Genomic DNA, 17,021 nt, shown 5'->3' on the forward strand with positions numbered 1-17,021 from the left:
GCAGGAAGCGTGCCAGCGTTGACGGGACCACCGCCTGCACCGGAGCCGCCCCATTCAGCGTCACCCCATTGTCCACGTGTTCGCAGTCACCACGCACTGCACCGGAGCACTTCGATTAAGTTCAACGAAATGCATCACCGAGTCTGACAGCTCTAAGCCGACCTCCTTGGGCATCGATTACTATCGGATCGATGTGACGCAACACGCGGCAATCAGAGGTGCTCACAGCTTTATAGTTCTCTGCGATATTGTTGACACGCAAATCACGAATCGCGAGGCTGTGCTGGCCACCGGCGGCGACCATTGAGAATTTCCCTTGCGGCACATTGACTTGACCTTTGAAGTTGGACCCCCACCCGACCAATGTGCCATCCTTCCGGATTGCCAAGCTGTGCTCACGGCCAGCCGCGATCATCGAAAACTCACCTTCCGGCACATCGATTTGCCCATCGCTATTGCGGCCCCACCCGGCCAGCCTGCCATCTCGCCTGATCCCAAGACTGTGGTAGCCACCCGCAGCAACTGCCAAAAAGGCCCCCTTCGGGACAGATGATTGACCAAAGTCATTGTGACCCCATCCAACAAGTGTACCGTCGCTTTTAATTCCCAGGCTATGTTGCTGTCCGGCCGAGATCGCTGCGAACTGTCCGTCGGGAACCGTGGCTTGGCCGTGATGGTTCCGACCCCACCCGACCAGCGTGCCATTCGTACGGATAGCCAAGCAGTGGGTACCACCGGCTGCGATCGCTGTAAACTCACCCTCCGGGCCAGTCATCTCTCCGACCTCATCGCCCCAGCCAACGAGTGTGCCATCGTCACGGAGCCCTAGGCTGATACCCCAGCCTGCCGAAATCGACGTAAACCTCCCAGCTCGTACGGTGCACTGCTCAAAGACATTGTGTCCCCAACCGATGAGCGACCCGTCCGTCCGAATGGCCAGACTGTGATAACCGCCAGCCGCAATGGCGGTGTACTTTCCCTCGGGTACGGTTGCTTGACCAGACTCGCCGTAGCCCCAACCGACGAGCGTCCCGTCGGTCGTGATCGCAAGACCATGATATGCGCCAGCGGCAATAGCAATGAACTTGCCGGTTGGCACTTTGCATTGGCCTTGGGCCTTCATACCCCATGCGGCCAGCGTTCCATCTGAACGGAGTCCAAGGCCATACAACTCACCGGCCGCAATGGCAACAAACTTGCCCGATGGAACATCCGGCATACCGGCAACATCCCAGCCCCAGGCAATGAGAGAACCCTCCGATCGAAGACCAATACTGTGATCAAGTCCCGCTGCAATTGCTTCGAATTTGCCCGCCGGTACGTTGGCTTGGCCGTAGTTGTCGCGCCCCCAACCAACCAGCGTACCGTCTTCACGGATCGCCAAACTATGATGTAATCCCGCTGCCACGGCTCTGAATTTCCCCTTGGGTACATTGGTTTGGCCGCAATTATTGGCACCCCACGCGGTCAGTGTACCGTCGACACTGATTGCCAAATTGTGATCCCGACCCGTCGCGATTCTCCGAAACTGGCCAATGGGAGCGGTGGATTGGTCCGAAATATTTGCACCCCAAACGACAACCGTACCGTCGCTCCGCAGACCAACGGAGTGCCGAGTACCAGCAGAAACAACAGCAAACTGACAAAACGGTTCCGGAATTTGGATCTGCCCACTAAGATTCGAACCCCAGCCAACTAGCCTGCCCTCACTCAAGATTCCCAAACTGAATTCGTGGCCCGCAGAGATAGATTTGAAATCGGCCTCCGGTGCCGTGGCGCATTGCCCAAAGTTGTCATTGCCCCACGTCACAACCTCGCCACCAGTGCTGTAGGTCGGTCCAGTTGCCATTGCGATGACCTTTGTGTGCGAGTCGAAAGATAAGACGTTCTGCCTATAGGGTATTCCGATACAAGTTAGCAATCTGTTGTGAATGCGTGCGCTCTCAGATGAGAGCGTTTGATGACGGACTTTGCCCTCCGACGACGTGGCATAAAGTCCATGCACTATGCACGCGGTCTCTTCAGCAATAATTGGATTATACTGATATTCGGCGCGGAGTCCCTGTTTTCACCGATCGCATTTGCATGTGCCGCCAAGTGCGAGAAGACGAGCCACTGGCGAATTGCCGGCGGATTTGATTGCGTCTGCGTTCGAGACGGCCAAGGATCCCGGATCGGCCTTACCCCGACTCGATCTCCGTCAGTTTTCGTGCGTTAGGTTGCATCGCCCAGCGCGTTGAGGCGGAAACCCTTCACTGCAGTCTTTGCAAAATCTCAGACCAGATTCCGAGGAAACTGCGTTGAAGTCGCGAATCGGCTGAGGTTCGCGGAGGGGATGCTCAGATGCCGCCGCAACTGCCGATCTCTTGGGAAAGAGTCATCCAGTACCGACTGTTGGCGCATCTTCGGATCCTGCTTTAAGAAGTGCAGCACCAACTGCCCCAGGATAAACCTCGCAATCTTACTGCCTTGTTTGGTTATCGAACCGAGTCGGTCCTGGGCGTTCCCGGAGTTGTGGCAACCTGGAGTCAGCCCAAAATAGTTCGCGAGACTTCGCGGGCTGGGAAACCTTTCAATGGGGCCGATACGGCTGGCCATTGTTAGACCGCTGTAGTGGCTCACACCGGGGGCGGTCATCAGAATTTGTGTCGCGCTGAGAGTCTTGCCTAGCTCGACCTGACGCGCTCGCTCGAGGATCGCCATGAACGGGCTGTCCATCTCGGCGAGCTGCTGAGAGAACGCCTGGATCTTTTCGGGACGGGTACTGACTTGCCGACGTAACACCGTCTCCCCGTCCTCATTGCGGACACAAACGGTGATTTGCTTAGCATGTTGGTCGATGGCGACGTACAACATCACTGGGTTCTCCTGGTGGTTTGGCGAGGCAAACGGCTACGCCGTGTTTAGGTTTAGTAAACAAAACCAGGAGAACCTATTTTGTTGAGGCCGTCGCCTCTTTCAAAGACTCAACCGCTGCAGGTTGCGCATGTTCGAGCGGCAGTGCCTAGCATTTCCGAACGCAAAACGTTAATTCGGCGTTAAGGGGTGCGCACAAGTATCGCAGATTCGTTGACCATCAGAATCATCATCGGTTCTTCGCTTTTGCTACCAATGATTTTCATGACGCAATCCAACACTCTCGGCCGTTATCGGTTTCTACCCCCTACGCATCGAGAGTTATATGAGCCCCAAACGCCGAAGTCTGTTTCGTTCTTTGTTTTCGCAGCACAAACAAGATAACGTTCGTCAACGAAGTGTTAAGAATCTGCGGATTGAAAGCCTGGAGTCGCGGCAACTGTTGGCTGCCGACTTTACTTTGGAACTCCTTCATATCGCGGACCAAGAAGCTGCTGTAGCGGCAATCCAAGATGCCCCCAGGCTTTCCGCCGTCCTGAATTCTTTGCGCTCGGAAGACGTTGCTGACAGCACACTGACGCTTTCCTCCGGTGACGCGTTCATCCCGGGTTTGTTTTATGACGCTTCTGAAAGTGTGTTTGGTTCCGGCGGAATCGCCGACATTCAAATTCAAAACGAACTCGGCATTCAAGCGGTTGCCCTTGGCAATCACGAATTCGACTTTGGAACCGCGAATTTGGCAGGTTTGATCGACGGTAGCACGCCCGGAGATTTCTCTGCACTGGCAGGAAGCACACTTGTGGGCCTGGATTTCACGGGAACCGACTTCCCCTACTTGAGCGCGAATCTGGATTTTTCAACGGACGCGAATCTTGCGCCGCTGGAAATCTCCGGCGGGCAAGCCCCACAAGGCGGCGTTGTGACCTCATCGACGGTCATTCAGATGCCTGGCAACGGCGATTCGATGGCCGTTGGCGAAAATGGCTTTTCAGTCACCCCAATCTTTACTGTCACCGAGACGTTTTCTGGCACAACGGGCGCGTTGAATTCGAGTACCGCTGGTGATTACACACCACCTGGTATTCTGGACGGAATTGGAGCGTACGAGTTCGACTCTGACACAGTACGCGTTTTCGCCACCCATGAATTGGTCGATGGTGACGGATACGCGTACTCACTTGCGAATGGAACCTCAATCACTGGGGCTCGAATTTCATACTTTGATATCGACAAAACGACTCGACAAATTGTTGACGCTGGGCTTGCCTATGACACGATTTACAATTCCGATGGTACCGTGTTGGATGATGTATCCGACTTCGTTGAAAGCCGCTCGGGCTTCACAAGATTCTGTTCCGCAGTGCTCGTTCAAGCAAACGGATTCGGCGCCGGACGAGGCCTAGCTGACACAATTTTCTTCGCAGGTGAAGAAACTGGCGGCGACATTTCAAATGTTTCCGGGGGCGAATGGGCCCTTGATGTTTCGACGGGGCAACTGTGGTCGGTCCCTGCGATGGGTCGCGGTGCTTGGGAAAACGTAACGGAAGTGGACACGGGAACAACGACCCACGTCGCTTTCGTCTTGATGGATGACACTTCACCGTTTGATGCCGATGGTGACTCGGTTGACGAAGCCGCGCCCATGTACATGTACGTCGGAGAAAAGAACTCCGGCACAGGCGGTTTCTTGGATCGCAATGGGCTCGAAAACGGCAAGCTGTATGTATGGGTTGCAGACGACGCGGCGATCAAAGATCCGTCAGACTTTAACGGAGCTTTGAACAATGTGCCTCAAGCGGGAACGTGGGTGGAGATCGATAACTCACAAGATCTCGCTATGGTCTCCGAAGATGGTTCCACAGGCTATGACGAATACGGATATCCGACGCAAAAGACACTTTGGACACGGGCTGAAGCACTTGGTGCATTCGGTTTCTCTCGCCCCGAAGATATCGCCACCAACCCAAGTGACGGGTCAGAGTTTGTGTTTGCGTCGACGGGACGGTCGTCAGATTTTGGTGGCGCAGACCGAATCGGGACGCTTTACACGGCCACCGTCGACTTTTCCAGCATCACTACCCCGAAGGCGACTGTTACCATCATTTATGATGGCGACCAAGATCCAACTCAGGCACTACGCAGTCCCGACAACTTGGACTGGGCTGATGACGGATGGGTCTACGTCCAAGAAGACCGCGCCATTGGTGGGATCTTTGGCCCGGGTGCGGTAAATCCTCACGATGCATCGATTCTTGCAGTAAATCCGGCTGACGGTTCCGTGGTTCGCGTTGCAGAGATCAACCAAGACGTCACACGGGGAGCAGTTGACGAAAACGTCGCTTCAACTGGGCAACAAGATATTGGTGATTGGGAAAGTAGCGGTATCGTTGATGTATCAACATTGTTCGGAGAGGCGCCCGGCACATTGTTTTTGTTTGACGTGCAAGCACACGCTTTGGACGATCAGGGAAGGTTTGCAGAGACTGCCGGAACGCCTGCAGCCCGACTGGTTGATAGCGATTTAAAGGAAGGCGGCCAGTTGGCGTTTCTTTCCCGCGGAGCGGACTTGGGAGAGACTGTTGAAACCGTTGGTGTGATTGGTGCGACGACTCCAACACTGGCAAGCATTTCAAGTCCTGGTGATCTGACGGTAAGCCCAGAGCCGTTCGCCGCGAATCCTTCCGATGCAGAGTTGGATGCCCTGGCGGCGGAAATCCAAACAGAAGTCGACGCGCTGTTGGCTGCGAATCCGACGATGAACAAAGTGATTGTTTTGTCGCACATGCAGCGGCTGAACATTGAGCTTGAATTGGCAGAAAGACTATCCAACGTCGACATCATCGTGGCAGGTGGATCGAACACTCGGTTGTTCGACGCAGACGATCGGCCTAGAAGCGGCGATAGCGACCAAGGAGAATACCCACAGTTCGTCACCAACGCGGACGGAACTTCGACGGCAGTGGTCAATACTGACGGAAGCTACAAGTACGTCGGTCGATTGGTGATTGGTTTCGACGCGGCCGGAAACATTGATCCAACAACTTACGATGCAGCAGTCTCGGGTGCCTACGCAACCGACGCACAAGGAGTCACAGATCTTGGCGCTGGTGCTATGGTCGACCCTGAGATTCAGGCGATTGTGGATGCGGTCGAAGCTCAGATTGTTGCAACCGAATCCAACGTGTTTGGCGTATCGGATGTGTTCTTGAACGGCAACCGTTCGGGCGTGGACTCACCTAGCGACCCTGATGGTGTGCGTACTCAAGAAACCAACCTTGGCAATTTGACCGCAGATGCAAACTTGGCAGCAGCTCAAGCAGCCGACGGGACCGTGATGGTTTCGCTGAAGAATGGTGGCGGTATCCGAGCATCGATCGGCCAAGTCGTTGTGCCTCCAGGTGGTACTGATGCCGTTCGCCTTCCAAATGAAGCTGTCATCGATAGTTCAGGCATCGTCGTAAAACCCGAAGGCGGTATCTCGCAAAACGACATTGCGACGACTTTGGCATTCAACAATGGCCTGGTGCTAATGACCTTGACCCAAGCCGAGTTGGTTGGGTTGCTTGAACATGGTGTGAGCGCAATTCCTGGTGTTTCTGGTCGCTTCCCGCAGATCTCGGGACTTCGGTTCTCGTATGATCCCGCGTTGCCAGTCGGAAGTCGTATCGTTAACGCAGCGGTCTATGACGAAGACGGTGTCGTAGCTGTGTCTTTGGTTGAAAACGGTGATTTGGTCGATACCGGTGAATTGATTCGGCTGGTCACGCTCGACTTCCTGGCAAGTCCGCGGTTCGATGCGTCAGGGAATTTCGTCGGCGGTGGTGATGGCTATCCGTTCCCAAATACCAACAGCGATCCGGCAGTTGGCGAAGTTGCCAGTGCGGCCGATCTTGCCCGAATCGATTTCCAGCCGCTTGAACAGGCTATCCAAACAGGCGATGCAACATTCGCCGATGACGGGACAGAACAAGATGCATTGGCTGAGTACCTGAACGATGTTTACCCAGACGCCGCCAAAGCGTTTGGTATGGATGACACCGGTCGCAACTGGGACAACCGAATTGTCAACTTGCAATTCCGATCCGACTCGATTGGAACTCCCGTCAGTGATCCAACGCTTGCCTTTTCCGCACTCAGTACTTTTTCAACAGGAGTTTTTGACGAATCGGCAGCAGAGATTGTGTCTTACGATCCAGTCACACAACGGGTGTTCTATACCAACGCGTTTGACAATGTGATTGGTGTCTTGGATATCAGCGATCCGGCCAACCCCGTTGCTGCACCATCCATCAATCCGATTGGGTTGCCTGCAAACTCGGGCGGTATTAATAGCGTTGACGTATCCAACGGATTGGTGGCAGCAGCCGTTGCGGCCGACGATCACACAGAAAATGGTATCGTGATCATCTACGATACCGATGGCACCTTCAAAGCATCGGTTGAAGTCGGCGCGCTTCCCGATTCGTTGAGCTTTTCGCCAGATGGCATGACCATCGTCGTTGCGAATGAAGGAGAACCGGGCGACCTAGAAGATCCTAATCCCGCAGTAGACCCCATGGGATCGATCAGCGTGATTGACTTGACGGACCTTCGCGCAGGCGGCTTCGTGACGGATTTCGACGTGACCACGATCGACTTCACGTCTCTGGACGGTCAAGAAGATGCTCTTCGCGCAGAAGGCATCCGCATCTTTCCAGGTCGCGCCGCTTCGGTCGATCTGGAGCCGGAGTTTGTCACCATAACGCCTGACAATTCGATGGCGGTGGTCACACTTCAAGAAGCCAATGCGATTGCAATGGTTGACTTGACCACCAAGACGCTGGTCGGAGTCGAGCCACTGGGCACAAAGGATCATTCGATTCCGGGCAATGGCTTGGATGCAAGCAACCGCGACGATGAAATCAACATCCGGCCTTGGCCCGTTCAAGGCCTGTACATGCCAGACGCAATCACGTCATTTGAGCAAGGTGGCCAAACCTATTTTGTAACGGCGAACGAAGGCGATTCGCGCGACTTTGACGAGTCTCGAATCGGTAGCTTGACGTTGGATCCAACCGCGTTTCCGGACGCCGCATTCCTACAAGACAACGAAAACCTTGGCCGGTTGAAGGTTTCCAACATTGATGGCGATATTGATGGCGACGGTGACTTCGACGAACTGTATTCCTACGGTTCGCGATCATTCACGATTTGGAACACTGATGGGGAAGTCGTTTTCGATTCTGGAAATCAGTTTGAAACCATCACAGCCGACTTGATTCCGTTCGGGTTCAACGCGACCAACGACGAAAATGAAGCCGACAACCGAAGTGACGACAAAGGCCCTGAGCCAGAAGCGGTCACGATCGGTCAGTTCGGAGATCGTACCTTGGCCTTCATCGGACTGGAGAGAGTCGGTGGGATCATGATTTATGACGTGACCGATCCTTCGCTCTCGAGTTTCGTTGGTTACTTAAATAACCGCGACTTCAATATTGAACCCTCAGATGATCTTGCAGGTGCCGGCGATTTGGGCGTGGAAGACTTGGAGTACATTCCATCGGATCAAAGTCCAAATGGTCAAGCACTGATTGTTGCCAGTAATGAAGTCAGCGGCACTGTCAGCATTTTTGCGTTGAATGAAGGCTCGCGTGCTGAGACACAATTGGTCGTCGTCTCGGCTCCCACGGCCGACGATTCGACCACGCTGCCGTCTGAAATCGACACCGTCCCCGTTGGCGGCACGTACTATGTCGAAGTCTGGGTGCGAGATTTGGATCCCGGCTTCAACGGTCTGTCCGGCGGGCATGTCGATTTGAGCTACGACACGAATTTGCTGGACGCAACTGGCATCGTGCATCAAGACTTTGACATTTTGCCTTCTGGCACGATCGACGATAGCCAAGGAATGGTTGATGATCTTGGTGGCGGTACGTTTGAGGTAGGTCGCGGTGCGGATTCGACTTGGTCGCGTCTTGCCTATGTTGAGGTCGTTGCGACCGGGGCTGGTGAAGAAACGTTTATGCTGGATCCAGGTCGCTTGCAGTTCGGACGCCTCGGCGGCGGTGGAAACATTCCATGGCGTGCCGTCGATCTTTCAGATACAGCAACCGTCACTCACTTGGACGCTCCCGGCCTTCAGCTTCGCGTCGTCGATGCTCCTTCTGATGCAGACGGGGACGGTGAAGCAACCGAGATTCCACCCAACAGTAACTTCGTAAACGAGTTTGAAACGTTCTATGTGGAAGTCTGGATGGATGCCGCTGGTGCACAGGGTGTCGACAGCGCGACTCTTTCGCTTGACTACAACACAGCGATAACATCCGCGTCAGCGATCATCCCAGGTCCAGGTTTCTCTCTTGTCGGCGGCACCATCAACGATGCGGCAGGGACAGTTAGCAACCTGAGCGTGACAGCAGACCGATTAGTGGGCGACGACAACGCCGTTTTGCTTGCGACGGTTGAGTTCTCGCGCAGATCAACTGACAGTGTGATCCTTGATCCCACAACTGGTAACGTCACCGGTTTGGGCTTGGACCTGGAAGTCACCGACGGAAGCGTCGGAATAGGGGGTGTTTCTGCGGACGCTGGGGTCGGCACATTGCCAAACACCGAATTGTTCGCCATGCCCTATGACTTTGACAACAACGGCTCGATCGACTTTGGTGACTACGCTCACTTCCGTGACGCGTTTGGCCGTTCAGTCGGGGATCCGGAGCCGCCATTTGCTGCCTGGGCGGACTTCGACGGGTCCGGAATGGTCGACTTTGAGGACTTTGATTTGCTGGAAGCCAACTTTGGATTGGGGATTGGTGATGCCAGATTCGTTTTCGCAGACGGATTCCCCAACCCAACTCCGAGTTCATCAACGCTTGTTGCGTCGTCGATGGCTGAGGGCGAGGGACTACGCGAAGCATTCCTTCGTTCTGGACCATTCCACAACTATCGCGATCCGACGGACGTCAACAACAGTGGCCAGACAACCGCATTGGATGCACTGCAAATCATTACAGCACTGTACCAAGAACGGGACAACTTCGAAGCGTTCTTGGATGTCAGTGGGGACGGAACTGTTTCTGGGCTGGATGCGGTTCGTGTGATCAACCGGCTGAACCAAAACCAGCTTGAATCCGAGTTTGCCCCATTCCGATCGGATTATGTTCGCGATCAAAGTTCGGACGTGTCGGCCGCCGACCAGTTGGAAAGCGAATCTAGCTTGGGTGCGGTCCAAGTTGACAAGGTCGTATCAGGTTTTGCCGGCCAACCCAACAAGGATTCGTCAAGTGTCACTGTGCCAACTACCGAGTTTGGCGACGACATCGAGATCGAGATCGAGATCGAGATCGACGGAATCGACGAGCTTTCATCCGATCTCGCCTCGATGTAGCTCGCGATGCGTCACCCAATCGTAAGCTCGGATGGGTGAGCGTCACCGATTTTGGCACAAGCAGCATTGCTGAATCGATCGCGTCGTTCAAGGTAACGGTCGCGATCGGTTCGCTTTGTGCATCGTCGTACGATTGGATCATTCTGACCGTCAAAGAACGCCCGGAAATCCTTGAGCCGATTGCTGAATTGTCACGTACCAGGAAAGGGATCAGCCGCACAATGCCCCTCCCGGTACTATCTATGCGAAAGCGATAACGCGCGTCCCATAACCTGAGCTAGAAAGTTTGCTATCTGTTGGTCTCACTATGTGGGGCGAACTAGGGGATAAATAGAATCCCTAGTGAGGAAGACATCGAATAACCCAGAAAGCCGTTTACCCGGGTTTCCCATAACCCAGAGAAAAGCGCACTTCAGATCCATGCCTCTGAATACCTGCGCAGTGTCAAATACTACGACTTCATAACCCAGTTTTCGTTCTCGCCGAATCGCGTTCAAGCCTCACCCGCGTCCGCCTTCCCAGCAGGTTTCACAGATTCAGTGGCAACGCGTGCAACGCACTTGCCCGGGATGTCATGGAACATGCAACAATGATCAACCTTGAGAGCCAACCCCTTCAATGACACAAGGAATTAGACTGGTGAAGCTTGGCATCCTTACCGACATTCACGAGCACATCGGACCGCTGGATGCCGCACTTGCGCACTCTAGCTCTGAGAATGTCGATCAGGTGATCGTGATCGGTGACCTTTTCGAAACCGGCGAGCAAATCGAGGAAACATGCCAACGGTTGGCCGATGCCAAGGTGGTCGGCGTCTGGGACAATCATGATTACGGGCTCTGCCGAGAAGTCGATGACGAGACGCTCGCAAGTTACAGCGATACCGTCCTCAACTTCATGGGCTCGCTACAACCCTGACTCGATATCGGTGATTGCTATTTTATGCACAGCGAGGCCGATTCTGGAAGCGTATGCGCACGATCATCGTCGGCTCGCGGAGCAGGCGGATCGAATTCGAGCATCTCGTCCGTGATCTTGCCATCGATCGTTGGATCGAAGTTTGTCGTCCGCTCGATGCGAATGTCGTCCGATTTGATCCGCTCGTCAATCCGTCGTACGAGATAGGACTGCTTATCGATCCATAGTGTGACTTGCTCGTCGCGGAAGCTGTACTCCAAACGAAAGCACTCAGCACTCTGAAGGCTGCCATCTTCGATCTGTCTCGGGTCGATGAGGTCCAAGTCAACCCAACCGTCAAGGTTTTTTGGCATGAGCATCGCCGGAATTCGGCCGACATCTCCCCCTGTGAATCCAATCGCTTGAGCCATGGCGAGTTCCAGTGACTCCGGTTTTTGGTTTCCCGGTTCAATGTCCCATGAGGCTTGAACGTCTTCCCCGTCGGCAGAGATAAGTAACTTATCATCATCCTGGTCCTTGATTTCGAATCGAAACCGGTCGGGACGCACAAATGCCGTATCGAACGAATACTCAACAGTAAATTCGGGTGAGACAGTGTTCTCAAGAAACACAGACTTGATGACGCCGGAATCACGGTATGACTTGCACTCGGCGTACGTTTTTTTCATCCGGTCGAGTATCCGCTCAGTGACTTTGCCGTTGATGGTGGGAACGAACGTTGGCGACCAGTCGAGTGTGACGAACAAGAAGGTGACATTGCCGTCCTTTGTCGCTGCGGTCATCGACTCCATAGATCGGTCGTTAGTCATGTTCTCTTTCGAGTAACTCAAGGCGAGCAGTAATTCTGTCTGTTCAGACTCGATTGACTCCAGATCGGCGCGTTCAATTTTATTACTGAAGGGTGCTACGACGTCGATCGAGAGCCCCTTGTCTTCGTTGACAGTTGCACTGCTTGAAGGGACTGGAGATTCGACAAACAGAATTGCGCTCACTCTACGTCCTTTCGGACTTCTCGCAGCATCTTTAACCTCCAGGCGAACCTTGTTGGCGAAATCAGCTGGAAGCTTTTCGAAATCGAATTCCTGCATGACTTCGGTCTTTCCGTTCTGAGCGAGTAGTAATCGCACCTTCAGATCACCGACGTCACGGCCCTTGAAATTCCAGTCGTAAACACTCGGCAGTCCCGCCGTCCCCTTGTTTGCCGACTTGCCGGTGATCTTCAGTTCGGGCTTGTTTGCTTCCGAGGTACCCTTCGGCTTCCAGCTTACGGCTTCCCAATGCAGGATGACGACCAGAAACTCTGCTCCCTGTTTGGATGCCCGCACCATGGCTCCGAGGTCGTCCATGCGATGCCTGGTGCTGCCATTCTCATCGGACGGATATTGAGCCCGGGTCAAAAGGAACGCGATGTCATCTTGATCGATGTGCTGAGCATCCCAAAGGCTCTGTGATGATATGGAACTCAGACCAAGCCCTTTTGCAAAGGAGACTGGCCCGGACTTCGATTCGCCGTGATCGTTTCCAAATGAGAGATCGAGTGACAAAGCCACCTGGTCATTCGGGCGATCCTGACTGTGGAGCACGAGCTGACCCTGCCGGTCACCGTGACCGGCGTTCAATTCGAGTTTCGTTTGATAGGCGGTCCGCCGTTCTCCATTCGAAATGTGCAGGATTTGGGCGAAGACCATGTCCAATCCGCGTCCCTCTAGCTTCCATGTTCTCTTAACATCATTGCCGAGATTTGTCGATTCCTCCTCGACACGCATAATCTGCAACGTTGGGAATGCGCTACTGACCTTAGCATTGTCGCGATCAGTTGGTTGACCATTCTGCGGTCCCACCATAACGCGCGTGATCTCAACCCGTTCGTCCACGATGCGGATCGCGTCGGTCAGATTTTCGAGCGTGTATTTTTCGCCGTTGACTGTCAGAACTTTGTCGACCAGCGTGAGGTTGTATCGACCGTTGGCACTCTTGAAGGAATGGGTTGTGATTCCCGTGGCATCATTCTGATGGGTACTGGATGTTCCGCCCAGCGGCTTCGCTCCGGAAGTATCAACGATCGTCAGGGGGTGTGTCCCCAGCGTCGTGTAGTCAGACTGCGGCGTTACTTCAATGTGCCCGTTACCATCGCTCAAGTAGGTTAAAAGAATAAAAGCAGAAACGGCTAAGCAGATGATCATCAGGAAGTAATTGTCCGTCGTCATCCCGTTCTTGCGCTGATCGTTACGATTGATGACCAGCGTTTGGTGAACACCTAACATAATGCCGCCAATTGTGCTCAGTCCAAGCGATATGAGGATGCTATACCAAAACCAATCAGTTTCACTGCCGAACAATCCCAGGGGAACGAATTCGTTCACGACGCAAAGCCCGATAGGAAGTAGCGAAGTGTAGAGCAGGAACTTTGCCACCACGGGCAGTCGACTGGGCTTCGAATCATCAGACAGGTTTTTTTGCCCGCCCGAACCGGCATTGTTTCCACCATTTGAGGCAACTTGTCGAGGCGAATTTGCCTCACTCGGTTGCCACGTACTCAGGAAAGACTCTAGCGCTTCTGCAACCTCCTTCGGCGTGAAATATCGCTCATCGGGATCCTTGGCCATCATCTTGGACGCGATGGCCACAAGTTCTTCAGGCACGTCGTCGCGCACCGAATTCAATGGGGCGGGTTCGACCTGTGCATGACTTCTGAGTTTGTGCATGACGCTACCATCGTCAAACGGCACCTGACCGGACAGCAAGTAGTAGAGTGTCGCTCCGAGGCTGTAGATGTCGCTGCGAATGTCGGCGTTGCGGGCGTCCTCGGCCTGCTCCGGCGAGATGAAGTCCGGCGTTCCCATGATCGCGCCGGCCGCCGTCAATTCACCGCGAGCTTCGACTGAGTCAGCACCTGCCAATGCTTCTGGTGCCAACGAGGCAAGGCCGAAGTCGAGGATTTTTACGGTGCCATCTGCCGTGACCATCATGTTGTGAGGCTTGATGTCGCGATGCACCATGCCGCGTTCATGTGCGTGCTGCAGTCCGATCGCTGCCTGCCGAATGTAATCGCATGCTTCGGCGAATGGCAATGCGCCTCGTTTCTTGACCGCCTGAGACAGGTCAACTCCGTCGACGTATTCCATCACCATGAAATGGAAGTCACCAGCCTGATCGGCGTCGTACGCGGTCACGATGTTTGGATGAGACAGTTGCGCGGCGGCCTTCACTTCACGATGAAAACGATCGATAGCTTCCGCTTTCTGAACCAGTCCGCGATTGATGACCTTCAACGCCACTGTTCTTTCCATCTTACGGTGACGGGCTGTATAGACGTCGCCCATGCCACCCTTGCCGATCAGGCCGAGAATCTCATAGCGAGGATGTTCGCTCAGAGGTTGAGGAATGTTGTCGAAAGAAGCCGAGTTAGCAGTTACACTGTCGTGATCAGCCGTCTGATCCGTCGGCAATCGGCCGGCTTCCTGCAACAAACCTGCGAACGTGTCTTCGGACGACAGTGAAATGATGGTCTCACAGCAAGGCTTGCAGTCGCTGATATGACTATCGATCGCGACCGCTCTTTCCTCCGGCAATTGCCCAAGGCTGTAGGCACTCAGTTCCTCTCGGCTCGGGTGGTCGTTAAGTTTCGGCATGGGAATCTCTTGGTTTACAGCTCTGTCGCGGACACACGACGGTGTGACGTTGGTCAGCGATTCAGCGTCACTGGCTGAGTTCGGATCGAATGAATCGCTTCTAGTTACCAAGACCCGCTCGCGAGAAATCTTGTCAGCTCTTTGTGAAAAAACTTGACGACGACTCGATCAGGCCTGCTGACTCTTGGCGTAACCTCCTAGTGACACGAGACTTAGCGAGACAAACCGCGTTCAGGGAAATTCCCATTTCCTGAGCTACCACGTCCGGTTTCGCCCCTTCTAATGCCACGCGATAGAACGCCTTCCAGGTATTCGGCTCGAAGTGCGGCTCCGCAAGCGTGAGAAGTTGCCGGAGAACATACTGGTCGTGCTCCCGATCCCAGATTCGGCTCATTTCGCTGGCCGGGTCGTCTAACTGCGCGATCCTGGCATCGATGTCCGAATCACCGCGAGCCTCTGGACGACGACCCCGACCTCGCCAGAATATGCGTAATCGGTTGACTAGTATCGCCTTGAGCCACCCGCGAAAAGCCCCTGGCCGCCCATGATGTTCGAACTTGTCGAGATCCTTGGATACGGCCAGCAACACCTCTTGCACGAGATCGTCAGCATCGCAGTCCTGGACGTCGTATTTCCGCAGCCATGCCCGGATCAACGGCGCGTACAGATTGACAAGCCGATTCCAACTTTCGGATTCGGGTGCGTGACGGAGTCGGTGGAGCAAGCTGAGCGACGTTTCATTCATGTCCGACCGGATAGATCCTTTCACGTTGATTATCCGGTCTTGGAATCGCCGCGCCAATTCGCGTTACGACGCGCGCAGCTGGAACTCGCCTGATTTCACGCCTTCCGCCAGCCGGGGACACAACTCTAACTGAAACGATAGCGATTTGCCAATCGCGTGTCCGCCATCGCCGGGGCCTCGTTGGTTCGAACACGAAGCGTTCGTCCATCGTGGAAAATCTCCGACACTTTGCCACTGAGAAGACGTCAACGATTGTGGGCGAGACTCGGAACCGAAATGGATCTCAGGATGCCACCACTCCAACGGCCGCTTTGGCTTAGGCTCGCCGCTGTCCTGCTTGCCGCAATGGCGGGCTGGTTCTGCTATTCGTCAATCGCCGCGGACAATGCGTCAGGGTTTGGCGCGTTCGTCGCACTATTTTGCATGGCGTTCGTAGGACTCGTTCTTGCAGCACTCACAAAACCATTCCAACTGTTCCCGGCAAAAACCTTCACCGACTACCGTGGTCTGGTCACCCAAATTGTCGCTCTCAATTACGCAAAACTGTCCAAGCGACAGAACTCATGGAACGCCACCGACATTCGGAACGTACTACAACTGATCATCGTTGAAGAGCTCGGCGTCAAGAAAGAAGCGGTCACGCCCACCGCCAATTTCGTTTATGATTTGGGAATGGATTGATTCTCCGTTTCTTCGGATAGATTGGCTGACGAATTCCTCTGGTCGGTACGGCAACTTGATTCCCCCAATCATGATTTTGTTTTTCATTGTCCTGTTTCCACTGATGTGGTGCGACATCTCTTTGCTGATCGCGTTTCTGAGCGGTTGGTCGCGACTAGCTGAGAGATACCGATACGATGCAAGAATAGAGTGCGAGTTTTTCTCTTTTCAATCCGGAAAGATGGGCGGAGTGGATTTCAATTCGTGCTTGATCCTGGGCGTCTCGGAGCGTGGCTTGCTAATGTCAATGCTTTTGCCGTTTCGCATCGGTCATCCACAACTACTGATTCCATGGTCAGACTTTCACGACGTCCAGGAGAATCGATCGCCTATCTTCGGCTCGTATATCCTCGCGTCGGTCGCCATCAGTCAACACCGCAAGGAGTCCCAGCGAGGGAGTAGGGACAATCTGCAATACTAACGTGACAGGCCACGATTTTCAGTGATGCTAGTGTTTAGGGTTGGGAGCAAAAGTTGACAAAACGAGAAATTGATCAAAAGGCGGCAATCATGATTGTCATTGAACACTTTGGTGACATTCCGCCAGGCACAAAGTGTTCCGCCGTGTTCTTTGACACGGCGAGGATTCGTCGAGAAAAGGAATTCTACGCGAAATTGTACAGCGAGAACGGTGTTCATGACCTGGCAATCCTGCAGGCGATGGTGTCAGCGAATGTGCCCGACGACCCCTATTGGTTGGTCTCCCTGAAATCCGGCGATGGTGCGCTGGGCGATGCCACTCGCCTACACAGGGTGGACGACCGAACAGGAAAAATACTCGCCG

Annotated in this window: 8 protein-coding genes; 4 read left to right on the forward strand and 4 right to left on the reverse strand. The window is 54.1% G+C overall.

Annotated features, from left to right (window positions below; genetic code table 11):
- Positions 1–121: 121 nt before the first annotated feature.
- Positions 122–1,849: a hypothetical protein gene (locus Poly41_RS33190; RefSeq protein ID WP_146531672.1), complete on the reverse strand. Its 1,728-nt coding sequence runs from the start codon at positions 1,847–1,849 to the stop codon at positions 122–124.
- Between the two features lie 425 nt (positions 1,850–2,274).
- Positions 2,275–2,856, reverse strand: coding sequence for a transposase (locus Poly41_RS33195; RefSeq protein WP_146531673.1), 582 nt, complete (start codon positions 2,854–2,856; stop codon positions 2,275–2,277).
- A gap of 325 nt (positions 2,857–3,181) precedes the next feature.
- On the opposite strand from Poly41_RS33195, the gene Poly41_RS33205 reads away from it, so the two are divergent.
- Both Poly41_RS33205 and Poly41_RS33210 read left to right on the forward strand, forming a co-directional pair.
- A complete protein-coding gene (locus Poly41_RS33205) occupies positions 3,182–10,222 on the forward strand; it encodes a choice-of-anchor I family protein (protein ID WP_197231982.1) in 7,041 nt (2,346 codons plus the stop codon).
- Positions 10,223–10,861: 639 nt separating this feature from the next.
- The gene (locus Poly41_RS33210) at positions 10,862–11,140 is read left to right on the forward strand and encodes a metallophosphoesterase family protein (RefSeq protein WP_197231983.1); all 279 of its coding nucleotides are present in this window, start codon (positions 10,862–10,864) and stop codon (positions 11,138–11,140) included.
- Between the two features lie 17 nt (positions 11,141–11,157).
- Here the strand turns inward: Poly41_RS33210 and Poly41_RS33215 are convergent, their stop codons facing one another.
- Together Poly41_RS33215 and Poly41_RS33220 are read right to left on the reverse strand one after the other, a co-directional pair.
- Positions 11,158–14,772: a protein kinase domain-containing protein gene (locus Poly41_RS33215; RefSeq protein WP_146531675.1), complete on the reverse strand. Its 3,615-nt coding sequence runs from the start codon at positions 14,770–14,772 to the stop codon at positions 11,158–11,160.
- Between the two features lie 133 nt (positions 14,773–14,905).
- Positions 14,906–15,541, reverse strand: coding sequence for an RNA polymerase sigma factor (locus Poly41_RS33220; RefSeq protein WP_231616152.1), 636 nt, complete (start codon positions 15,539–15,541; stop codon positions 14,906–14,908).
- Positions 15,542–15,805: 264 nt separating this feature from the next.
- Here Poly41_RS33220 and Poly41_RS33225 point away from each other — a divergent pair, with 264 nt between their 5' ends.
- On the forward strand, positions 15,806–16,198 hold the full coding sequence (locus Poly41_RS33225; protein WP_146531676.1) for an acyl carrier protein: 393 nt from the start codon (positions 15,806–15,808) through the stop codon (positions 16,196–16,198).
- Positions 16,199–16,747: 549 nt separating this feature from the next.
- Positions 16,748–17,021: hypothetical protein (locus Poly41_RS33230; protein ID WP_390621523.1), on the forward strand; the 274-nt coding region annotated here is incomplete at its 3' end.

The sequence above is a fragment of the Novipirellula artificiosorum genome (assembly GCF_007860135.1).
Classification (GTDB): Bacteria; Planctomycetota; Planctomycetia; order Pirellulales; family Pirellulaceae; genus Novipirellula_A; species Novipirellula_A artificiosorum.